Origin of the sequence: Thiorhodovibrio litoralis, from assembly GCF_033954455.1 — a bacterium.
Taxonomy (GTDB): domain Bacteria; phylum Pseudomonadota; class Gammaproteobacteria; order Chromatiales; family Chromatiaceae; genus Thiorhodovibrio; species Thiorhodovibrio litoralis.
In genome coordinates, this window is record NZ_CP121473.1 from 3,345,428 (window position 1) to 3,366,644 (window position 21,217).

Annotated in this window: 24 protein-coding genes and 1 pseudogene; 8 read left to right on the top strand and 17 right to left on the bottom strand. The window is 64.1% G+C overall.

Annotated features, from left to right (window positions below; translation table 11 throughout):
- Positions 1–121: 121 nt before the first annotated feature.
- From Thiosp_RS14830 to Thiosp_RS14875, 10 genes and pseudogenes are all read right to left on the bottom strand, one after another.
- Positions 122–487: a 4a-hydroxytetrahydrobiopterin dehydratase gene (locus Thiosp_RS14830; protein WP_201065226.1), complete on the bottom strand. Its 366-nt coding sequence runs from the start codon at positions 485–487 to the stop codon at positions 122–124.
- Positions 468–947: a ferritin-like domain-containing protein gene (locus Thiosp_RS14835; RefSeq protein ID WP_201065224.1), complete on the bottom strand. Its 480-nt coding sequence runs from the start codon at positions 945–947 to the stop codon at positions 468–470. Before Thiosp_RS14835 ends, Thiosp_RS14830 begins: the two co-directional genes overlap by 20 nt.
- A gap of 136 nt (positions 948–1,083) precedes the next feature.
- Positions 1,084–1,386 (bottom strand): BMC domain-containing protein, encoded by a 303-nt coding sequence (locus Thiosp_RS14840; RefSeq protein ID WP_274607899.1) that lies wholly within the window; start codon positions 1,384–1,386, stop codon positions 1,084–1,086.
- Between the two features lie 73 nt (positions 1,387–1,459).
- Positions 1,460–1,765 (bottom strand): BMC domain-containing protein, encoded by a 306-nt coding sequence (locus Thiosp_RS14845; protein WP_201065221.1) that lies wholly within the window; start codon positions 1,763–1,765, stop codon positions 1,460–1,462.
- Positions 1,766–1,866: 101 nt separating this feature from the next.
- Complete coding sequence (locus tag Thiosp_RS14850; RefSeq protein ID WP_201065218.1) at positions 1,867–2,160, bottom strand: carboxysome peptide B; 294 nt, start codon at positions 2,158–2,160, stop codon at positions 1,867–1,869.
- 39 nt (positions 2,161–2,199) lie between these two features.
- Positions 2,200–2,448, bottom strand: coding sequence for a carboxysome peptide A (locus tag Thiosp_RS14855; RefSeq protein ID WP_201065215.1), 249 nt, complete (start codon positions 2,446–2,448; stop codon positions 2,200–2,202).
- Between the two features lie 30 nt (positions 2,449–2,478).
- On the bottom strand, positions 2,479–3,927 hold the full coding sequence (locus tag Thiosp_RS14860; RefSeq protein WP_242518402.1) for a carboxysome shell carbonic anhydrase: 1,449 nt from the start codon (positions 3,925–3,927) through the stop codon (positions 2,479–2,481).
- A 504-nt stretch (positions 3,928–4,431) separates the two neighbouring features.
- Positions 4,432–6,648 (bottom strand): annotated as a pseudogene (locus Thiosp_RS14865) (CsoS2 family carboxysome shell protein); the annotation flags it as partial.
- Between the two features lie 743 nt (positions 6,649–7,391).
- Positions 7,392–7,736: a ribulose bisphosphate carboxylase small subunit gene (locus tag Thiosp_RS14870; protein ID WP_201065213.1), complete on the bottom strand. Its 345-nt coding sequence runs from the start codon at positions 7,734–7,736 to the stop codon at positions 7,392–7,394.
- A 93-nt stretch (positions 7,737–7,829) separates the two neighbouring features.
- On the bottom strand, positions 7,830–9,245 hold the full coding sequence (locus tag Thiosp_RS14875; protein WP_201065210.1) for a form I ribulose bisphosphate carboxylase large subunit: 1,416 nt from the start codon (positions 9,243–9,245) through the stop codon (positions 7,830–7,832).
- 364 nt (positions 9,246–9,609) lie between these two features.
- Between Thiosp_RS14875 and Thiosp_RS14880 the strand changes: the two genes are divergently transcribed.
- On the top strand, positions 9,610–10,035 hold the full coding sequence (locus Thiosp_RS14880) for a YajD family HNH nuclease (RefSeq protein ID WP_201065207.1): 426 nt from the start codon (positions 9,610–9,612) through the stop codon (positions 10,033–10,035).
- A 14-nt stretch (positions 10,036–10,049) separates the two neighbouring features.
- On the opposite strand, the gene Thiosp_RS14885 is transcribed toward Thiosp_RS14880, so the two are convergent.
- On the bottom strand, positions 10,050–10,724 hold the full coding sequence (locus Thiosp_RS14885; RefSeq protein WP_201065205.1) for a Fe2+-dependent dioxygenase: 675 nt from the start codon (positions 10,722–10,724) through the stop codon (positions 10,050–10,052).
- 97 nt (positions 10,725–10,821) lie between these two features.
- On the opposite strand from Thiosp_RS14885, the gene Thiosp_RS14890 reads away from it, so the two are divergent.
- On the top strand, positions 10,822–11,514 hold the full coding sequence (locus Thiosp_RS14890; protein WP_201065201.1) for a hypothetical protein: 693 nt from the start codon (positions 10,822–10,824) through the stop codon (positions 11,512–11,514).
- A 45-nt stretch (positions 11,515–11,559) separates the two neighbouring features.
- On the opposite strand, the gene aroB is transcribed toward Thiosp_RS14890, so the two are convergent.
- Positions 11,560–12,660, bottom strand: a complete 1,101-nt coding sequence (gene aroB, locus Thiosp_RS14895; protein WP_201065400.1) for a 3-dehydroquinate synthase — start codon at positions 12,658–12,660, stop codon at positions 11,560–11,562.
- 17 nt (positions 12,661–12,677) lie between these two features.
- The gene (aroK, locus tag Thiosp_RS14900) at positions 12,678–13,202 is read right to left on the bottom strand and encodes a shikimate kinase AroK (RefSeq protein ID WP_201065198.1); all 525 of its coding nucleotides are present in this window, start codon (positions 13,200–13,202) and stop codon (positions 12,678–12,680) included.
- A 165-nt stretch (positions 13,203–13,367) separates the two neighbouring features.
- Between aroK and sdhC the strand changes: the two genes are divergently transcribed.
- From sdhC to Thiosp_RS14925, 5 genes are all read left to right on the top strand, one after another.
- The gene (gene sdhC, locus Thiosp_RS14905) at positions 13,368–13,766 is read left to right on the top strand and encodes a succinate dehydrogenase, cytochrome b556 subunit (protein WP_201065195.1); all 399 of its coding nucleotides are present in this window, start codon (positions 13,368–13,370) and stop codon (positions 13,764–13,766) included.
- Positions 13,763–14,128, top strand: a complete 366-nt coding sequence (sdhD, locus tag Thiosp_RS14910; protein ID WP_201065193.1) for a succinate dehydrogenase, hydrophobic membrane anchor protein — start codon at positions 13,763–13,765, stop codon at positions 14,126–14,128. The genes sdhC and sdhD overlap by 4 nt, the downstream gene beginning before the upstream one ends.
- Before the next feature lie 4 nt (positions 14,129–14,132).
- Positions 14,133–15,896 (top strand): succinate dehydrogenase flavoprotein subunit, encoded by a 1,764-nt coding sequence (gene sdhA, locus Thiosp_RS14915; protein ID WP_201065192.1) that lies wholly within the window; start codon positions 14,133–14,135, stop codon positions 15,894–15,896.
- A gap of 77 nt (positions 15,897–15,973) precedes the next feature.
- Positions 15,974–16,666, top strand: a complete 693-nt coding sequence (locus tag Thiosp_RS14920; protein ID WP_201065190.1) for a succinate dehydrogenase iron-sulfur subunit — start codon at positions 15,974–15,976, stop codon at positions 16,664–16,666.
- A 76-nt stretch (positions 16,667–16,742) separates the two neighbouring features.
- Positions 16,743–17,072, top strand: coding sequence for an FAD assembly factor SdhE (locus Thiosp_RS14925; protein WP_242518400.1), 330 nt, complete (start codon positions 16,743–16,745; stop codon positions 17,070–17,072).
- Here Thiosp_RS14925 and Thiosp_RS14930 read toward each other — a convergent pair.
- The gene (locus Thiosp_RS14930) at positions 17,003–17,926 is read right to left on the bottom strand and encodes a CHAD domain-containing protein (RefSeq protein WP_201065188.1); all 924 of its coding nucleotides are present in this window, start codon (positions 17,924–17,926) and stop codon (positions 17,003–17,005) included. The genes Thiosp_RS14925 and Thiosp_RS14930 overlap by 70 nt on opposite strands.
- 141 nt (positions 17,927–18,067) lie before the next feature.
- Here Thiosp_RS14930 and Thiosp_RS14935 point away from each other — a divergent pair, with 141 nt between their 5' ends.
- On the top strand, positions 18,068–18,346 hold the full coding sequence (locus Thiosp_RS14935) for a BPTI/Kunitz domain-containing protein (RefSeq protein ID WP_201065186.1): 279 nt from the start codon (positions 18,068–18,070) through the stop codon (positions 18,344–18,346).
- A 148-nt stretch (positions 18,347–18,494) separates the two neighbouring features.
- On the opposite strand, the gene Thiosp_RS14940 is transcribed toward Thiosp_RS14935, so the two are convergent.
- The 3 genes from Thiosp_RS14940 to Thiosp_RS14950 all read right to left on the bottom strand — a co-directional run bounded on the left by Thiosp_RS14940 (position 18,495) and on the right by Thiosp_RS14950 (position 21,168).
- Entirely contained in the window at positions 18,495–19,028 is a 534-nt protein-coding gene (locus Thiosp_RS14940) for an ankyrin repeat domain-containing protein (RefSeq protein WP_323696506.1), read from the bottom strand.
- Between the two features lie 136 nt (positions 19,029–19,164).
- A complete protein-coding gene (locus Thiosp_RS14945) occupies positions 19,165–20,007 on the bottom strand; it encodes a hypothetical protein (protein WP_323696507.1) in 843 nt (280 codons plus the stop codon).
- Positions 20,008–20,022: 15 nt separating this feature from the next.
- A complete protein-coding gene (locus tag Thiosp_RS14950; protein ID WP_201063249.1) occupies positions 20,023–21,168 on the bottom strand; it encodes a hypothetical protein in 1,146 nt (381 codons plus the stop codon).
- Positions 21,169–21,217: the final 49 nt, after the last annotated feature.

Genomic DNA, 21,217 nt, shown 5'->3' on the forward strand with positions numbered 1-21,217 from the left:
AGTCAGGACAGCTGTCGATGCGTCAGAATGATGCCCAGCAAAACCAGCCGCAACTCAGGCTCATGGTGCGGCACCGCCCCGGAGGTTGAAGCTGCTGTTTCACAGTCAGGTAGATGACCGTTCAACTCGGAGCGATCGGCTCGGCATCAAGCAGTCGATCCACACGTTCGGCAAAGGTCAGCGCTTGCTCGGTGAGCTCGCCTGACTCATCATCCGCGAACAGCGTCAGATTAACGTAGGTACGGCCAAAGCTGAGATTTGGGAAGATGTCCATCTCCTCAGACAAGGCTCCCGAGCGTTCCAGAAAGACCCGGGTAACTTCGTAGTCCGGAAACTCCAGACGCCGCTCCAGTCGCAGCGGGCGTTCCTGCCGGGTCCATGCTTGGCGGCCAGGTGCCTCGGCTGATGCGCCCTGCAATGCGGCCCCCGTTTCATTCTCACCGGATGCATTGTCACCGGATGTAGTCTCAGAAGTAGGCGCGCTCATCCCATCCCTTTGCCTGCCCCGTGCCCAGGTCTTTCAGCCAGCTATTGACCTCATCGGCGTGTGCAACCTCGTCGTTTAGCAGTCCCTGGAAGAACTCGGCATTCTCGACTTCGCCGATGCTGTGACAAAACCGGGTGGCCTCATCATAGAGTGCGACAATCTCCGCTTCGAGCACGGCATCCTGCCGCAGCAGCCCGACCAGGCTATCCGCCACGGCCACCGGGCGCAATTGCGACGCATTGGGAACAACGCCAACGCCGAGCATGCGCTTGACGATACGTTCGGCATGGCGCATTTCCTCAACCGTCTCGGTGCGAAACCGATCCGCCGCCTCACGCAGGCCCCAGGCTTCCGCCATCGCAGCCTGAGTCATGTATTGTTGCACGGCCGAGTATTCCAGGCTGAGTGCGCGCCCGAGATACCCGAGAGTGCGGGGGTGAACCCGTTGCTGTTGCATCATTTCAAGGCTGCTGTGAGCAAATCCAGTGGCAGTGCCATTGCGGTGCCGGGCTCATCTGCGCTGACGGGCTCATCGTGCTGACAAGCCCGCCGGCACAGCGGCCGAAACCAATCTGGCATTGGACTCCGGAAGGGATTTAGGCAGCAGGACCGCCAGTCGGCAGCACAGGCTCAACCTCGCGATGCGGACGCGCGATGATGTGCGCGGCAACCAAGCCGTCACCGACTCGCTCGCAGGCATCAGCGCCGGCACGCACGGCTGCGTTGACGGCACCGGTCTCGCCCCGCACCAGGACGGTAACATAGCCGCCGCCGACGAATTCGCGACCGATCAGACGCACTTCCGCCGCTTTCGTCATCGCATCCGCCGCCTCGATTGCCGGTACCAGACCGCGCGTTTCGATCATGCCAAGAGCAATACCCATGGTTTCGTTCGCCATTGTGTTTCTCCGTCTATCTACGCTCAAAAGAAAAGCTGAAAAATTGCGGCCAGTTGCGCGCGTCAGTCAGGCGTTAGCGCCTTTGCTGACCGCTGGCCTCCAGAACTGACTCCACCTCGGGGTGCGGACGCGCGATGATATGCGCGGCCACCAGACCATCGCCCACGCGCTCGCAGGCATCGGCCCCGGCACGTACGGCAGCGTTCACGGCACCTGTCTCGCCGCGCACCAACACAGTGACATAGCCGCCACCCACAAACTCACGCCCGACCAACCGCACCTCGGCGGCCTTGGTCATTGCATCGGCCGCTTCGATCGCTGGCACGAGACCACGGGTCTCGATCATACCCAGCGCGATACCGTAGTTCTCGCCTGCCATTTTCGTGTCTCCTCGTTGCAACTCGTCTGAGTTAACTGTTCCGAATTCGCTCGACCAGATCCGCTCGAACGGGCTCTCTCAAACAGATCCGGTCGCCCGGATTAGCGCGTTTGGGGCGCTGCGGCCGCGGCCGCTGCTGTTGCGATCGCTTCGCTCTCCCAATCATCAATGATTCCGCCGATGGTCAGATCGGTCAGAACTTTCGGATCTCCCATCGCATAACGCCCGGCCGATCCGTTCACCGTAAAAACCCAGTTGCCAGGCCGCACCCCGACGGGGTCGGTCGCAACCTGCAATTTACCCTTCGCATCCCGCAGCACCCGCAGACTGCAATGATCCAGTCCTGACACCCGCAGCGTGCAAACCAGGGTGTCGACGACTTGAAAAATATCCATCTCGGTGCCAGCGCCAGTGCAGCATCAGCGAAGAGCCGCTCAGCTCTCCGGATTCCAGTCGTCGATAATGCCGACGATGGTCAGATCGCTCGGGTACTCCTTGCTGCCAGCGGCCTCGCGCGCCGCCGAGCTGCCCACGCAGATCACCCAATCGTCCGGTTTCGCCCCAACGGCATCGACCGCCACCATTTTGCTGCTGCCGTCCAGCACCACCTGCAGATGCTTGTGCTCAAACCCGGCGATGCGGTTAGTCGACACCAGTGGCTTGAGCACCTTGCAAATTTTCATATCCGTTTGCTCCGCGCGTCCTGAGTGCGCTCAGTGCGCCGCCGCAGCGGGCGCTTGCAGCGAGCAGCCGACCACCTCGATGGGCGCACCGGCGTCGCAGTCGCGCACCGCGCGGAGGCAGTGCAGCAGACCATCGGCGCACAGCTTTGGATAGCGCGCCTTCAGCGCCTGCGCGATGCGCTCGCAATGCTCCACCGCGCGCTCGCGCGCACCCGGCACGCCTCCGTGGTAGTCGTAGCGCACAATGACCGGCACCGGCAGCCCGCGACTCACATTGAGCCCGGAAAAAATCTTGATGCCCACGTCCATGTCGGCCGCGCCTTCTTCGACCGTCGCCAGATAGGCGAAGTAGGTCAGATTGCGCAGTTGAATTTCTTCAAAGCCAATGCCGGCACCGATAAAGCGCTCGGCATGGCCGATATCCGCATAGCCACCCTGGTGGTAGCCACGCACATAGTCGATTTGCGAAATGTTGTTTTCAATCAGCCGCGCGATCAGCTGCAACATTCCATCGGTCGTTGCTTCAGCATTGCTCACCCGGGCTTGCTCTGCCGCATGAGCGCGCACCAGCTCCAGAATGTGCTGCCGCGCCTGCTCGGGCGCCATGCCGCGGGTGATCTCATAAACTTTTTGCGCATCGACCCAACGGGTTAAATCGATGTGACTGTCATGATCCGGCACATGCACCCGGATGGCATCGGTGTCGGTGTCCAAGCCGATCAGCAGCAGGTCAACCGAAGCACCACAGCAATAGGTGTTCTCGATGGCCTGCTGAAAGGCCTGCAGCCGCTCGAGGCCCGAACGCGCAGCCAGTTCATCATCCGAGCCGTGCGCGGCGCAGCCCTGATGGGCCGGATCGACCGAACTGAAGTGGTACATGACCGTCTTCAGATAGCGGGTTGGCGCATCGGCGGTGTTCGGCCGTCCTTCGCGAAAACGCAACATTTCCGTCTCAGCCCACTTCTGGACCGTATTTTCCACGTCGAACAGCGAGCCCGCGTAGGACTTGCGCCGCACTGCGGCATAGGGCAGGCGCAGCACATAGCTGATGGCATGCGCCAGGCGCCCGTCTGCGCAGGGCGTGACATCCAGCAGGTGAAAGCCACAGTCCTGCAAAAACTGATCGAAGTCCCGCGTGTCGCGCCCGCCGAGCGGATCATCGGCGTAAAACTCATCACTAATGCGACGGTAGGTCTTGAACACCGAGAGCGCGAACAACCGGCGCATGTCGAGGCCTTGCACCCAGGCATGTTCGACTTCCTCGGCGGGCAGCTCGTAGCCAAGCTCCGCGCGAATGACGTCGATCGCACGCTCTTCGAAGCGCGCCTCGCACTGCAGCGCCGCGACCTGCTTGAGCACCGGCACGATGCGGTCAAAGGCGTCCTTGACCCGCGACTCGTAGTCGAATAGCCGGTCGTTGGCGCGCGTATCCGTCAGCGGATGCAAGCGCTGGCTGGGGTTCGCTGAGCGGCGAGTCAAGCCCGACCATGCCGATACCGTTGAAGCCTGACCAACTGTATCCCTTGTTGCGCCCGACTTTGTGCTGCCTCTTGAACTGGCTCTTGTGCCGACCGTTGTGCTGGCGGCCCCGCCTATCCCGGCGGATGACCGCTGCTGTTTCGCTGTGACCGCAGCAGCCGGCGACCGACTTGTCGTCACCGGGCGCCGCGGACGAACCATCCCCGTCTTGCCTGCCTTGCGCGAGCGCTTTTCAGCCGATGCTGAACGCTCACGAGCCGCGGCAGCACGACGCGCTGCATCCTCGGCAGCGCGACCGCGTGGCAGCGCTCTGCTCGACTGCTCGGTCGCCGAGGCTAGAGTGCCCACCGGATCAGCCGCCGACGCCATAGCATCGGGGCTCGCAACCGGGCGCGGACGTGCCGAAGCGGCTGGCGCGGTCCGCAGACTGCGCACCCGTGGCGATTGTCGCTGGCGACCTAACATGATGGCTGCAGAGGGCCTGATACCGATACGCGGCGGCGGTTAGCCGCGCGCCCCACCGGAGTAGGTGATCAGCGAGCCGCGCTCGGTATTGCCGCTGCTGCCCGTCACACGGCTGACCGGAGCCGGGGTTTCTTCGTTGCGCTTGCGCTCAATTGGCGGCATCACGGACATCGGACCGGATCGCGTCGGATTGCGCCGCTTGGCCCAGGCGCCCTCAGTACCGGTCACATGTTCGCCACGATCCCAGTCATCACCGGTGATTTTTGACCCTGCCGATTGCCCTTCGCCTGTCACCCGAGAAGCGCTCGCCGTTGCTGGCTTACCCTCGCTGGCTGCTGCCCGCGCAGCTGCCACAGCGGCGGGTTTGGACTTGCCGAAACGAAAATCCTCGGTGCCTGTGATCTTGCCACTGGCCATCCCAAAGGGACCGGTAATCCGCCCGCCCATCTCGCTGCTAGTCCCGGTAACAGGCCCGCTGCGCGCAGCGCGATCATGGTCGGCCAGGCGCGCCGGGGAGTTGACGCTGAATTGCTGCCAAGGTGCACCACCGATTGCCTGAGGAAAATCGGGCTCATCTGGCGTTGCGGCCATGCTGCGCGCCCCCGGTTGCACTGCGGCATCCGCCGCGCAAACAGCGGATTGTTGATCGGCCCCGACATAAGGGGTACCCGTGAGAGGCTCGCAAGCACCACGCTCATCACCGGTAATCGGCCCGCCGACGCCTGGCCCCTGACCAGTCATGCCGGCATTTGCGGAGCGACGCGCCATCGGCATCATGCGCTCACGCGCCGCCTGCTGCGCTGCGGGCGGACAGTACTCCTCGACCTGCTCCATACCGGCATAAGGCGTACCCGTAACGGCTTTGCAGGTGCCGGGCTCATCGCCGGTGACTCGCGTTGAACGCCCCGTCTGGGTGCCCGAGACAAGCTGGCCGTGCGCGGTGCTGGATTCGCCGACCTTGGCCGGCTCAGGGGCGGGACGTGTGTTGCAGAAGTGCTCGTACTGCTCACCCGAGAGGTATTCATCGCCAGTGACAGCGCGGCAGCTGCCGGGCTCGTCGCCAGTCACGTGCGTGGAGCGTCCGACCAATGTGCCGGTCACGCGACCACCAGAAAGCGTCGATGACTCGCCGACCTTGCCAGGAACCTTAGTCGGAACCTTGCTGGCCGGCGCGGCACCTTGCCCCGATCGCGCGCTGCCTTGACGCGGCGGGATGCCCTCGGCAATGCTCTCGACGTTGGTGTATTGCGTGCCGGTGGTCTTGACCCCAGCGCCATGCTCGTCTCCGGTCACCTTGACCGAACGATCAACCTGGGTGCCAGACACCGACTGACCGCCCTGGGTTGCCGCCAGCCCGGTGCGACGCCCGCTCGCGGGCTCTGGCCGGGTGTCGCAGAAGGCCTCGAAATGGGCGGGCGAGAGATAATCGGTTCCGGTCACACGCTTGCAACTGCCGGGCTCATCGCCGGTCACGCGATTGGACCGGCCCACCTCGTTACCTGTGATGCGATTGCCATGACCGGACGGGCTGACGCCGACTTTCGGCACACCCCGCTGCGGCTCGCTCTGGCAGAACTCGCGGAAAATATCGGCGCCCATGTATTCGGTACCTGTCACATTGCGACAGGTGCTGGGCTCGTCACCCGTGGTCTTGATGCTGCGACCAACGCGGGTGCCAGTGACGGACTGGCCAGCCGCCGTCTCGCTGAGGCCGACCTTCCAATGTTGGTCAGTGGCGCCGCCAGCCGTGCCATTACGCCGCACCCGACCCGTCGGCGCGGATTTGGGCTCACCGGCACCGCCGTTGTGGCTGCGCTGCGCGCGCACCCGCTGGGCCAGCTCGCGCCCGGACAGTTTCGGATTGGCCTGACGCGCCAGACCGGCCGCCGAGGTTGGTTGGTTGCTGGCGGCCTTGCCGCGTCCGGATTGGGCCGTGCGACGGGCCAGCGCCACCATGCGCCCGGTTGGTTTGGTGGCCAAGGTCGCATCGCGACGGCTCGCGCGGGGACTTGCGCCCAATTTGGTGCCAAATTTGGTGCCCGATTTGGCTCCAAGGCGGGAGCGTCCGGTGTCGGAATTGGCGACAGTCGATGCATTGGCCGACGACCGAACCTGATCAACTGGCGCCGTAGGACCGTTCTGGGGGGGGCCGGCATCCGGCGCGGGCGATGCAGTGGCCGAAGCGGACACGCGTGCCGTTTCCTTGGAGCGCACCCGATCCTGCGCCTTGACCGCGCGGCGGCCCTGCCGTGACAAGGCTTCACGCCGGGCGCGTGCGGCTGATGCACTGGTTTGCGCCGACCGTTTCGTGGAGCTGGCACGATTGGCTGATCGCGCCTGAAGCTGGCCTGAGGAAAGTTGGCCTGAGGAAAGTTGGCCGGGGGAAAGTTGGCCAGGGGAGACCTGACTTGCGGACGACTGACTCAAATGCGCCTGGCCAGGAGACGGCCGGCTAGAAGACGGCTGGGCCAAAGAGCCCGGCGTGCTCGAAGGCTGAGCGCCCTGGGAAGACGATCCGTCGGAACTCACGCGCTGGCGCGCCGGGGCGCCGCGACTGCGCTCGGCGGTCGTGGCATTCGCCTTCGTCTTACCGCCGGTGGAAAGTGCGCGGCGACGGGCGAGCGCGGCCTCGCGACCGCTGGTTTTCAGGTTCGCTTTGCTTGCCATCGTGATATCCGTTGTCTGTTTCTGCAATTGCGGGCCGGATGCGCGGCCTTTGCTGGTGATGCCAGCCGCGGGACCAGCTTGCGGGCCAGTGCCGCTTTCCGTGCCGGGGCTGAAGTCGGAACTCAAATGGGGCCCGGACGGGCGATCATCCGCTAGACCAAGAGCACCTCCGGCGAGGTGCTCGAACAGCGGATACGCGGTGATCGACATCGGCGGCATTCACGCGCCGGCAGCGGCCAGCGCCGAGCACGGCGCGCCTCCGGCACAGGTGCTTTTGGATAGGTACACCTGAGGGGCCCTTCGAGTCCTGAGGCGGCCTGCTCTGCAAAAGATCAACCGCGCCCCTGGAATATCACGAAGCACGAGCCCTGGCTTTGGGTGTAGTTGTCGTAGCCGGTCAGGCGGACGTGATGATCCGGGTAGCTGCGATGGCAGGCCTCCAGCTCAGCGGCGACGTTGTCGAGCTCGGTCTCGCCGAAGAACGGGAGCTTCCACATGGTCCAGTAGTCATCCATGGCATTGCTAGGATGGACGTGCTCGATGGCCGGCGTCCAGCCCTGAGCGATGATGTACGCGATCTGGTCGTATATCTCCTGCTGCGACATGGGCGGCAGAAAGCCGAAGGTCTCCAGCGTCTGCTTGGTCTGGTAATCGCCTGTGGTGCTTTGAAAAGGCATGTTGCGGTTCTCCTGAAATCTGCGTCGAAGGAAGGTCTGGACCGAGATCCGAGGAAGTGGCTAGGTACGAGGTACCAGCCACTCGCCATTGACTTAGTTCACGTCGAGCTTGTCGACAGTGTCGAACTCGAACTTGATCTCTTTCCAGGTCTCCATAGCGATGGCCAGCTCTGGGCTGTGGCGCGCCGCCTCGGTGAGGATATCGCGGGCCTCCTTCTCGATCTCGCGGCCCTCGTTGCGAGCCTTGACCGAGGCCTCCAACGCAACACGGTTGGCGGCGGCGCCAGCGGCGTTGCCCCAGGGGTGACCCTGGGTACCACCACCGAACTGCAGCATGGAATCGTCGCCGAAGATGGTCACCAACGCCGGCATGTGCCAGACGTGGATGCCGCCCGAGGCAACGGCGAAGACGCCGGGCATCGAGCCCCAGTCCTGATCGAAGAAGACGCCGCGGGAGCGATCTTCCGGCACGAAGGACTCGCGCAACTGGTCGACGAATCCAAGGGTGGAGGCGCGATCGCCTTCGAGCTTGCCGACGACGGTGCCGGTGTGCAGGTGGTCACCACCAGACAGACGCAGGCATTTCGCCAGCACGCGGAAGTGGATTCCGTGCTTGGGATGGCGGTCGATGACGGCGTGCATCGCGCGGTGGATGTGCAGCAGCATGCCGTTCTCGCGACACCAGTTGGCCAGGCCGGTGTTGGCCGTGAAGCCGCCGGTCAGGAAGTCGTGCATCATGATCGGCGAGCCGACCTCCTTGGCGAACTCGGCGCGCTTGTACATGTCTTCCGGCGTCGCGGCGGTGACGTTCAGGTAGTGGCCCTTGCGCTCGCCGGTCTCGGCTTGTGCCTTCTGGATGGCCTCGCCGACGAACTCGAAGCGGTCACGCCAGCGCATGAAGGGCTGGGAGTTGACGTTCTCGTCGTCCTTGGTCATGTCCAGACCGCCGCGCAGGCACTCATAGACGGCACGACCGTAGTTCTTCGCAGACAGGCCGAGCTTCGGCTTGATGGTGGCGCCCAGCAGCGGACGGCCGTACTTGTTCAGGCGATCGCGCTCGAGCTGGATGCCGGCCGGCGGACCGCCGCAGGTCTTGATGTAGGCGATCGGGAAGCGGATGTCTTCCAGGCGCAGGTGACGCAGGGCCTTGAAGCCGAATACGTTACCGACCAGCGAGGTCAGCACGTTGACGACCGAGCCCTCTTCGAACAGATCGATCGGATAGGCAATGAAGGCATAGAAGGACTCACTGTCGCCGGGTACTTCCTCGATACGGTAGCAGCGGCCCTTGTAGTACTCCAGGTCGGTCAGCAACTCTGACCAGACGGTGCTCCATGTGCCGGTGGAGGATTCGGCGGCGACGGCGGCGGCTACTTCCTCACGGGGTACACCAGGCTGCCCGGTGCACTTGAAGCAGGCGAGGAGGTCGGTGTCGAGGGGGACGTAGTCCGGCGTCCAGTACATGTCCCGGTATTCTTTCACACCGGCGTCGTAACCTTTTTTACTCATGCTCAGCTCCTGTGGTCTGTTTGCGTCTGCTTCGGCCTGCCGACGCCTCAAATCCGAGATGGGAATCGGAACAAGGATAGCCGGCCGCTGACTTAAACGAAAATCGATTCTCCTGATGCGATCGATAGACGATTGCTGATGCCAGCGGCCCGCGGGGAATCGGTTTCAATGCAGCCGGGAACTTTAACCGAAGAGACACGTTCAGACAATCCTTTTCCGGCGATCCGCTCTTCGCCAAGCGCCATCCGCGCAGTGCCCTGCCCTCCCGAGGCTAGCGAGTCGCTGCTACTGGCAACCCGCGCCAAGAGATTCTAAAATCGGTGGCATATTCGTTCCCAGGCGCGGCATCTTCACGGAGGGCCCCATGCCCCAAGCTCGTCATCCCAAAACCGGCAAGCCCATCGATACAGCTAAGCTCGATCAGATCGTCGCCAGCGCGCGGCGCGCCAGCGACGACCGTGCCGCCGGCTATCGCGCCCAGGCGCTCAAGCTCTACCCCTGGGTTTGCGGGCGCTGTAGTCGGGAGTTCAATCAGCAAAACCTGCGCGAGCTGACCGTCCATCACAAGGATATGGACCACGACAACAACCCGCCCGACGGCAGCAACTGGGAATTACTCTGCCTGTACTGCCATGACAACGAGCATCAGAAGTTCGAAGAGCACCTGGCCGCGCTCGCCTCCGGCCGCGCGCCGGGCGGAGCATCCGCGGGCAGCCAGACCAGCACCACCACCCACCGGCCATTCGATGCCCTCGGCGATTTACTCAAGCAGGGCACCAAGGGCGATTGATAGATCCGCTGAAATTATAACTCTGCCCACATGCGCAGCAGGTTGTTGTAGGACCGATCCACATAGGCAGTGTGCTCGGCCTCGGGCGCGTCCTTGAGCAGATGCTCGCGCGCCAGGTTCAATTCGGAGAGCAGCTCGCGTTGAGCGGGGTCGCGCACGTAGCTTTGAATCCAAGTAAGGGCGACCAGGCGCTGGCCGCGCGTGACGGGCGCGACCCAGTGCAGGCTGGCTGAGGGATAGAGCACCGCATGGCCGGCGGGCAGCTTGACCGCGCGCTCGCCAAAGCTGGTGCGGATGGTCAACTCGCCCCCGTCATAGTCCTCTGGTGCGTTCAGAAACACCGTCAGCGACACATCGGTGCGAAAGCGCGGCCCGCTCGCTCCCATGATGGGATCATCGATGTGCGCGCCATAGGTCATGCCCGGCTCGTACCGGGCGACGATGAAGTCCGCCACCCGGTGCGGCAGCGCGCCAAAGCGAAAGGCCGGGTGATGGCCGAGGCTCGGCATCAGGATGCGTGCCAGCCGCTCCATGCGCGCTCGCTCACCGGCGAGTTCCTGATTGTGCTTGACGCGCGCAGCGGCAAATCCGGCGCTCAGCTTGCCGTCGACGAACTCAGCGCCCTCGATCACCTCGCGCACTTTGTCGAGCTGGGGCCGGTTCAGCAGTTCCGGGATGGTCAGCAGCATCGGGCGAAGTACCTCGTCTGGGTGGTGGTCATGGCGCTCGGGCGTCCTTATCATCAGTCAGACAAGATAGGAACACAGGCGCATTGGAGACTGACGCATGATCCTCGAAGCCATTGTTGAAGACCAGGTCTACAGCCTGAATGTCCCCGAGTCACTGCTCACGCAGGCCGGTGATTTTTTCGACCAGCTCGACCGCGATATGGATAACGGCTGGCAGATGAGCCGCGACTGGGTGGACGCGCCCGACCAGGTGCAGCGCGGGCAGATTGTCGCCGACAAACTGCTGACCGCGCTGGAGAACGAAAACCAGAAGCTCGGCATGCTGATGGCTGGCTATCTGCTCTCCCGGCTACCGGGGCTCAAGTCGGTCGAGTTTGACATCCAGGGTGAGATTCAGAACAACCAGTTCGATTTCCATCCGAGCGTCGATGCGCACAGCAGCCCCTTGTCCGCTGCCAGCAAGCCACCCACCGCGGCCGAACCCCCTGCCGGCGCGCCTCCCGAAACCGCAGCCGAAGCCAACACCGGTCCATCGGCCGAGCAGCTCACCGCCACGGCGCGCAATTGCGCGGGTGCCCCTCGCGGTCTCAGTAAACTGCAAGCCATGGCGCAAGCTGGGCAGGATGTGTCCAAGGTGTTCAAGGTCGGCAAGGGCTATCGCTTCTCGGTATTCGACCACGCCAGTCAAGGCTGGCAGGACGGTCCGCTACTCAAGTCCCAGGACGAGGCCGAGCGCCTACGCGAGCGGGTCTTCGCCAGCCGTTACGAAGCGCTGCAGCGCGCGGAGTAAGTTGCCACGGGGCCGCTCCGCGGAATTGCCGCGTGGTTTCTATCCTTAGCTTGCGAGTCGCTCCAGCGGGCGCAGTGCATCGATACTGGCGCCAATCTGCTCGGCTGAGACATCACTGGTCACCAGCGCGGTGCCAATGGCCTTCAGCAGCACCAGCCGCAGCGCCCCGGCCTGAACCTTCTTATCCACCGCCATCAGCTCGAGCATGCGCTGGCTGCTGAGTGCTGGAGGCGGAGCAACCGGCAAAGCGAACCGCTCGAGCAGGGCGCGGGTACGCGCGACAGCATCCGCGTTGAGCCAGCCAAGCTGGCGCGAGAGCTCCGCCGCCATGACCATACCGGCAGCCACCGCTTCGCCGTGAAGCCATGCGCCATAGCCGAGGCCCGCCTCGATCGCATGACCAAAGGTGTGGCCGAGATTGAGCAGCGCGCGCTGGCCGAGCTCGCGCTCGTCGGCCTCGACCACCTCGGCCTTGTTGCGACAGGAGCGCTCAATGGCTTCCGCCAGCACCGCGGGCTCGCGCGCCAACAGCGCCTCGGCATGGGCCTCGAGCCAGTCGAAAAATTCCGGATCGCGGATCAGCCCGTATTTGACTACCTCGGCCAGGCCGGCCGCGAGCTCCCGTTCAGGCAGTGTGCTCAGAGTGTCGGTATCGGCGATCACCGCCACCGGCTGGTGAAAGGCGCCGATCATGTTCTTGCCGGCTGGATGGTTGATGCCAGTCTTGCCGCCGACAGAGGAATCGACTTGCGCCAGCAAGGTGGTCGGCACCTGAACAAAGGACACGCCACGCTGGTAGCAAGCCGCCGCAAAGCCGGTGATATCGCCAACCACGCCGCCGCCGAGGGCGATCAGGGTGCAGTCGCGCGCGAAGCGCTGCTCGAGCAGGGCATCAAAAATCCCGTGCCAGGTGTCGACCTCCTTGTAGGCCTCACCATCGGGCAAAATCCGCTCAGCCAGTTGAAAATCACCCAGGGCCGCGCGCAGCCTGTCAAGATACAGCGGCGCCACTGTGGTATTGCTGACGACCATGACCTGATGGCCGCGGATATGGGGCCGCAGACAGTCTGGCTCGCGCAGCAGGCCCGGGCCGATGAAGATCGGATACGCCCGCGCCCCCAGATCAATTTCCAGCTGTTTGGTCATCGCACCAAGCTTGAGCATCAGAGCGATTCCTCTTCCAGCCGGCGGACGATCTCCTTGACCACAGAGGAAGTCCCGCGCCGCTCGGTCGAGACCACCATGTCCGCTACCTGCCGATAGACAGGCTCACGCTCGGCCATCAGTTCTTTGAGCTTGGCCAGCGGGTCCTCGGTGTCGAGCAGGGGCCGGTTGCGGTCGCGCGCGGTGCGCGAATGCTGCTGCTCGGCACTGCAGTGCAGGTAAATCACGAAACCGCGCGCGGCAAGCCGCTGTCGGTTCTCGGCCAGCATGATGGCACCGCCGCCGGTGGCCAGCACGACGCCGTCCTGCTCGGTCAGGTCCTCGATCACCTGGCGCTCGCGCGCGCGAAAGCCGGCTTCGCCCTCAAACTCAAACACCGTCGGAATATCAACGCCGGTGCGGCGCTGGATTTCCTGATCGCTATCGAGAAAACTGTAACCGAGCGCCTCGGCCAATTGGCGCCCGACCGTGCTTTTGCCGGCCCCCATGGGACCGACCAGAAAAATATTTGGTGGCATTGTCATAGCGCACAGGTATGCCAGATTTGCCAGCTCGGGGCAAGGTGGCCGCCGCATCCGCGCGAACGCTCTCCGACCCAAAACAAGCCGGAAGCCCGCGTCGTTCCGGTATATACTAGCGCGTCACTGACCGAGACCACCCATCAAAAAACGCAATCCGACCGATTCTCGATGAGCCTCCCCCACCGCCATACCAATGCCCCGGCGCGGCCGGTTTTTCTCGAGCCCTGGCGCATTCGCCTGCCCTTGCCGGGATTCGTCTCCATTCTGCACCGCGTCAGCGGGGTGCTGATGGTACTGGCCATTCCCATCGGCGCCTGGGCGCTCGGCGCTGCGGTGGCAAGCGAACAGGGCTTTGACCGCGTCACCGGCTTGCTCAACGTTCCGCTGGTCAAAATTGCACTACTGCTGCTGTTGTGGTCCTTCTTGCATCATCTTTTCGCGGGTCTGCGCTTTCTGCTGATGGACCTGGGATTTGCCATTGAGCTCACGCCCGCGCGGCGCACGGCCGCGCTTGCCCTGGGCGCTGGCTTGGCGGCGACTCTGCTGCTCGGTGGAGGCCTGCTATGAGCCGCCAGGCATCGGGGCTCAAAGCCTGGTTTATTCAGCGCTTGAGCGCAGTTTATATTGCGCTCTTTGGCAGCTATCTGATCATCCGCATCGTGCTGGCGCCGCCGCCCGCTTACGCAGACTTTCTCGCTTGGCTGAGCACGCCGCCGGCTGCACTTGGCATCCTGCTGTACATTCCGCTGCTGCTGGCGCATGCCTGGGTCGGCCTGCGCGATGTGCTGATCGACTACATCAAGCCGTCATCCTTGCGCTTGGGCCTGCTCGGCTTCTTTGCCTTCGTGCTGCTTGGCTCCGGCCTGTGGGCCGCGCAGGCGGTGCTGCTGGCGCGCGCGCTGGCGCTTGGAACTGGGAGTTCGGAATAGCATCATGGCACTGCAACACCGACATTTCGATGCCCTGATCATCGGCGCTGGCGGCGCCGGACTGAACGCCGCCCTGCGGCTGGCCAACGCCGATTACCGCGTCGCCGTGGTGTCCAAGGTCTTTCCCACCCGCTCCCACACGGTGGCGGCCCAGGGCGGGGTAAATGCGGCCCTGGCGAACGTGGCACCGGACAACTGGCACTGGCACATGTTCGATACCGTCAAGGGCTCGGATTATCTCGGCGATCAGGATGCGATCGAGACCATGTGCCGCGAGGCCATCCCGACCGTCTATGAGCTCGAGCATGCCGGCGTGCCCTTCTCGCGACTCGACAACGGCAAGATCTACCAGCGCGCCTTTGGCGGCATGACGCAGAACTTTGGCGGCGACCAGGCTGCGCGCACCTGTGCCGCGGCCGACCGCACCGGACATGCGATTCTGCATACCCTGTATCAGCAGAACATCCGCGCGCGCACGCATTTTTTCGATGAAGTCTTCGCGGTCGACCTGCTACGCGACGACGACGGCGTGGTGCTCGGCGCCCTGGTGCTGGACATCGAAAGCGGCGAGCCCCTGGTCATTGAAGCCAAGGCCACGCTGCTGGCCACCGGCGGCTATGGCCAGGTGTTTCGCACCTGCACCAATGCCTTCATCAACACCGGCGACGGCATGGCCATGGCACTGCGCGCCGGGGTGCCGCTGCAGGACATGGAGTTTTATCAGTTCCACCCGACCGGCGTTGCCGGCAAGGGCATGCTGATCACCGAGGGCGCGCGTGGCGAAGGCGGTTATCTGATCAACGCCTCCGGCGAGCGCTTCATGGAGCGCTATGCGCCGAAGGCGCTCGATCTGGCCAGCCGCGATGTGGTCGCCCGGTCCATCGTGACCGAGATCCGTGAAGGGCGCGGCTGCGGACCGCATCAGGATCATGTGCTGCTGAAGCTCGACCACCTCGGCGCCGATGTGGTCCATCACCGCTTACCCGGCATTGTCGATATTTGCCGGGTCTTTTTGGGCATCGACCCGGCTGAAAAGCCGATTCCGGTCTTCCCAACCGCGCACTATGCGATGGGCGGCATCCCCACCGACCGCGCTGCGCGGGTGGTCAGCCCGGCACGTCACGGGCCGGAAGAAGTCGTCCCCGGGCTCTATGCCGCCGGTGAATGCGCCTGCGTGTCGGTGCATGGCGCCAATCGGCTTGGCGGCAATTCGCTGCTGGATATCCTGGTGTTCGGCCGCGCCGCCGGACAGGACATTGAGCGCTATCTCAGCGAGAACCCCAATCATCGCCCGCTCAAGCCGGACCATCTCGCGCCCGCGCTGACGCGGCTCGAGCGCTGGGAGCGGCAGGGCGACGGCGAGCCGGTGCATGTGGTCAAGGCCGATCTGCGCCGGCTGATGGAAGACCACTGCGGGGTGTTTCGCGACCGGGCCACCATGGCAGCGGGCCTCGAGAAGCTCCGCGCCCTGCGCCCGCGGATCGAGAACGCGCGCTTGCAAGATCATAGCCGGACCTTCAACACCGCCCGCATCGAGGCACTCGAGCTCGACAATCTGGTCGATGTCGGCATGGCCACCCTTGCCACGGCGCTGGCGCGCGAGGAAAGCCGCGGGGCGCATTCGCGCGTCGACTTCCCCGAACGCGACGATGTGCACTGGATGCAGCACAGCCTGTTTTGGCTTGAGGGCGACCGCGTCGACGCCAAGCCGGTGCGCACCAAGCCGCTGACGGTGGACAGCTTTCCTCCAAAGGCCCGGGTGTATTAGCTGCCCGCGAACGGACACTTACCTGAAACAGCATTTCCATCCGGCGCGATTGCCGGGACGATGAGCACGCAAGCGGCATGAAAATCAAGGTCTATCGATTCAACCCAGAGCGCGATACCAAGCCGCGCATGCAAAGCTTTGAGGTCGCAGCGCGGCCGGGAATGATGCTGCGCGATGCGCTGCTAGAGATCCGCGCGCTCGATGAGAGCTTCGGCTTCCGCCACTCCTGCGGTGAGGGCGTGTGCGGCTCAGACGGCATGAACGTCAACGGCGTCAATTGCCTGGCCTGTATCACGCCACTGGCGGAGCTGAAGGAGCCGGTGGAAGTGCGCCCCCTGCCCGGCCGGCCGGTGATCCGCGACCTGATCGTCGATATGAGCCAGTTCTACGACCAGTATCGCGATGTCAAACCCTATCTGGTGCGCACCGAGCCGCTACCGGAGCAGGAAATCCCGCAAGTGCCGGCCGAGCGTGATCGACTCGACGGGCTCTATGAGTGCATCCTGTGCGGGTGCTGCTCCACGGCCTGCCCGTCCTTCTGGTGGAATCCGGGCAAATTCCATGGCCCAGCCGCCCTGCTCCAGGCCTGGCGCTTCCTCGCCGACAGCCGCGATCAGGCCACCGACGAGCGCCTGGACGCACTCGAGGGACCCTACAAGCTATTCCGCTGCCACAGCATCATGAACTGTGTCGAGGTCTGCCCCAAGGGTCTGAACCCCACCAAGGCCATCGGCAAAATCAAGGAGCTGATGCTCGAGAAAGCGGTTTAGTTGGCGCTAATCCAACACTGCCGGCGCAGTTTGTTTTCGGCACCAAAAACGACCCCGACCAAACTGGACAGCCAGCATGAGCGCCACTCCAGGCAGCGTTATCGATGAAGAGCCGGCGACCCGAATGCACCGCCTGCGCTGGCAGTGCCGGCGCGGCATGCTTGAGCTCGACCTGCTGCTCAGCGGCTTTCTCGAGCAGGGCTATGCGCAGCTGTCGCAGGCGCAGCAAGCGGATTTCGTGCGGCTACTCGAATTCCAGGACCAAGTCCTGCAACATTGGCTGATCGGTCGCGGTCTGCCCGATGACCCCGCCATGCGCACGCTGGTGGAGCGCATTCAATCCCACCAAGGGCGGCGGGCAGAGACCAGCGCCTCCCAGCGGCTGTCAAAGTCCTCCAACAACTGATGAAAGTGATAACTGCGCCAGCCGATCAGGGCACCGGCATAGGTTCGCAGCTCGCGGTTGTCGGGGTCGCGGGCGAGCAAGTCATCGAGCAGGCTCTGGGTCAGTGCTAAATCGTTCATCACGCCCAGCACGTCCTGGATGCCCTTCATGCAGGCGATGAACTGACCCATGTCTGAAAACAGCGGCCGAAAGAACTCGGCCGCGTAGCGCAGCTTCTTGCACTCGATACGGAGTTGATGCATGGCTGGGGCATCATGGCGGTCGGCCGCGCTGCCGGCGTCCAACACCCGGCGCGCCTGTTTATCAAGCAGTTTTCGCGCGCTACCGATGATCGGCCGCGCCAGCTTGCGGGCGCGCCTGTCGGGCTGATCCATACCGGGCTCGCCCCCCTGCTCCAGCCACAGCGGAAACTCCTCGCGAAAACGCCGGTAGCTGTCGCTGTCGAGCAGCGCTTGAACCTCCTCGGCATAGACATCGGCACGCCGGCGCGCAGCCAACTCGCGCAGCGCAGCTTCACCCGGTAAGGGCAGCTTGCCCGCGGTATCAGCCAGCCCCTCGTCGATAAAGACGTCCAGGTCGCGCGCGCGCCCGAGTTGCCCGGCCAGCTCGCGCATCTGCTCTCGCCAGGCGCGCGCCTGCTCGGGGTCGAGCAACTTGCGAAACAGCGACAGCGCCGAGCGCATGCGCCGCAGCGACACGCGCATCTGGTGCACGCCTTCGATGTCCGTTCCAGCCCGCGCGAGTGCTTCATGCGCGAGCATGGCCTCGAAATTGTGCCGCAGAATAACGCGGATGGCCGCGGCGACGGGCATCTCGGCGGTGAGCGGCGGGGATTGTTTGGTCTTTGCTGCCAATGCTTGGACCTTCCGTCATCGCATAGGGGGTGGTAGCCTGTTGCACCCTAGCGCCGAGCCGCGTTCAAATGCAAGCGCGCGCTCAGCGTCGAGAGGTTTTCTCAACGATTGAACTCTTTTCAGGCATCGAGGCAGTTGGCGATGATCCGCACCTTCCACCTCCGTTTTCTGGTTCCGGCCGCCGCTGCGGCGCTCATCCTCGCAGGCTGCATCGACGGCATGCGCAAGGATGATCTGATGCATGTGGATTGCATGACAGCGCCAGACCCCGGCCCCTGCAGAGGCGCCTTTCCCGGATTTTATTACGACTATCCGAGCGATCGCTGTGAGCGATTTACCTACGGCGGTTGCGGCGGGTCGCGCCCATTCGAGTCCATGGACGCCTGTGTGAAGGCCTGCGGCGCCAAAAAAGGTCGCTAGTCTCAGTCAATGGCTCTGAGCACGCCCCCCCGAGTGACCAGCAGCTGATCAAATCCGCAAAGCGACTGGCACCCTGGGGCTGGTGCTAAGCCCATGCCACTGCTTGAGGAGATCGACGTGAGGAGACCGGCAGCGCCCAGCGTGCCGCCTATAGCAGCGCTATCACCTGATCGTGACCCTCGGCCATCGCCCAGTCGGCGGCAGTGCGCCCCTGATGGTCAGGCAGGGTTTTATCGGCACCGGCACGCACCAGGGCCGCGACGGTCTCGGCATGGCCGCGCTTGGCGGCCCAGATCAAGGCGGTGAAGCCCTGGGTGCTTTCCTGATGGTCGATCATGGCCCCGTTCGCCAGCAGTGCCTCGACCACTTGGGCATGATTGTTCGAAGCGGCCAGCAACAGGGCGGTGTAATCGCCGGTATCGGCGGCATCGACCTCGGCCCCCGCCTCGAGCAAGGCGCGCACGGCCTCCAGATGCCCATTGACGGCCGCTTTCATCAGCGGTGTCCATTGGCAAGCGTCGCGATAATTCGGCTCGGCGCGCCGCCCGAGCAGCGCATTCAGCGCCTGGGTGTCACCGCTTTCGGCAAGCTCCAGCAGTTGCGGACCCGTTTCGGGCGATGAGCCACCACAGCCACCCAGGGCTCCGACGAGAAGCACCGCCAGCGCAGACTCTTTTAGCAATCGAGAAGTATTTCGTTTCATGCGCCCTAGAGTGCCGTGTTGGACCAGGCCCAACAATGACGGAACGCAAGGGCGCCTTCAGCACCCGATGCCGCATGGCAACCCGATACGGGTCGGGCACAGCAAGGGATGCACTTCAGCGCGCGACGCTGCATCCCTCGCTATCGCAGCGCACCAGCAGCGCCGAGCGATTGTCGCAGCTGACCCGATGGACTTCGTGCCCGGTTTCCTGGCTATCCGCCCGGCCACCAAGGAGGATCGCACCACTACTGGCCACCTTGCAGCCGTGGCGGGCGGCGAGCTTTTCCGCCTCATAAGACCACTGGCCTGCTGGCGGCGGCGGTGGGGGTGGATCGGGGATAACCGGACGCGCGGCTGGGCGCGTGGATTGACCTGCGGTTGAGCCTGCAGATTGACCCGCCGGAGCTGTGCGCGAGTCGGCATCGCTGCGGTTGCGATCTGGCGGCTGCCTGCTGGGGCGCCCTGCCAGGGCAAAATCGTCCCATTGCTGACGCAGCGAGGCCAAGGCGTTGTACAAATTGACGCGGTAGTCATCGGTCACATCGCGCTGGCTCTCGCGGCTGGTGCCTGGCGCGCTAATCTCCGTCGCCACCAAGGACACGCGCACGCCGCCGGCGTCGCGCGAGAAATCCGCGCGAATCCGCAGCAGCACTGACTTGGGCCCGCCGCCCGATTCGCGCGCCCCAGATTCGTGCACCATGGTCTCAAAGATGGAATAGTCGCTCCCGCTCGCCGCGACTTGCCAGCCCTTGATCAGCGCGGCGTCCAGCGCCAGCGCCTTGGCCCGCGGCACATTGGCCTGCTCGAGATAGACGCCGGGCGCGCCATCGCCCCTATCGCCTCCACCGCCCCCACCGCCCCCACCACTTGGCCCTGCGGCTTGGGCCAGATCAGCCGCGAAGGCGCAGACAAGGGCAAGCAGCAGACAAGCCGGACGCGCCAACGCAGGTGCCATCAAGATGCCAAAACCCGGTTATTGCATCGAGCGGCAGATGCCGCCTTCGCACTTCACCAAGCGGTTTGCGCCGTCACGGCAGCTAACCTCGTGCAGCTCGAAGTTGGGCGTCTTCTGCAACAGCACGGCGCCATTTCCGCTCACCTCGCAGCCCATCTGCCGCGCCAACTGCTCCGCGTAGTACGCCCAGGTGCCGGTGCGGGCACCAGGATCGAGCACCAGCATGCGATTCGGCGCACTGTTGCTGTCGGCTGCGCTGGTCGGCGCGCGGACGAGCGTGTCGCCGGAAACAAAGTCGTCCGGCGAGCTTGTCACCTGAGCTGCCTGGTCCCCATATGCGCTGGCGGCGCCTCGCGCCTCGCCCTGGGCGGGCTCAAACGCAGGCTCGGCGGATCGGATCTCATCGATGCCCGCGGGAGTTGATTCTACCCAAGGTGCCTGCGTCCAATTGGAGTTCGCCAAATTGGAGCCCGACCGGTCTGATTCAGGCATGTCCGATTCCGCCCCGGTCGAAGCCTCAGGATTGGAATCGAACATGTTATCCGGCGCTGGTGCCGGCGCTTCGGGCACGGGTGCCGTCACGGCCAGCCGATGCCCGGTCGCCAGCCAGGCACTCTGGAGTGCGCTCAGGGAGATGGCCAGATCATCCGAATAATCATCGGTGTATTCGAGCTGCTTTTCGCTCTCTGTGCCGGGGTTCACGATCACAAAGGCGCGCAACCCCACCTCAGTTCCCTGCTCTTGTGGAACCAGGGTGACCCAAACCCGTACCTTGGGAGCAGGTCCACCCGGCAAGGCGCCAAGCGCGACGGCCTGCGCGGAAGAGGCCGAGAGGTTGCGCTCCAGGATCAGTTCCGGCGGTACGTCGGTCACGGAACTCGATTGAGCCTGGAGCTTATCGCCCGAAACGATCGCCCAGCCCTTGCTGCGCGCCGAAGCCATGGCGACCGAGCGCGCCTCTTCGACCGCGGCCCCTTGCAAGAGCGTATTGGGCTCACCGGTGATCGAAATAAAACTGCCAGTGCTAGTGGGAGTTGATCCGCAGCCGCTGACTAGGAACGCCAGGCAGACAAGCACTGCAGCGGAAATCGCACGCCAGCCACGCCCTGTCACCCATAGGCGAAAGCCTGCCACGCCAACCCGGCGCTCATGCCAGCCCCGCATGAGCTCGCACCCGATCCGATTTCCAAACGCGCCAGCAAAGATATCGCCC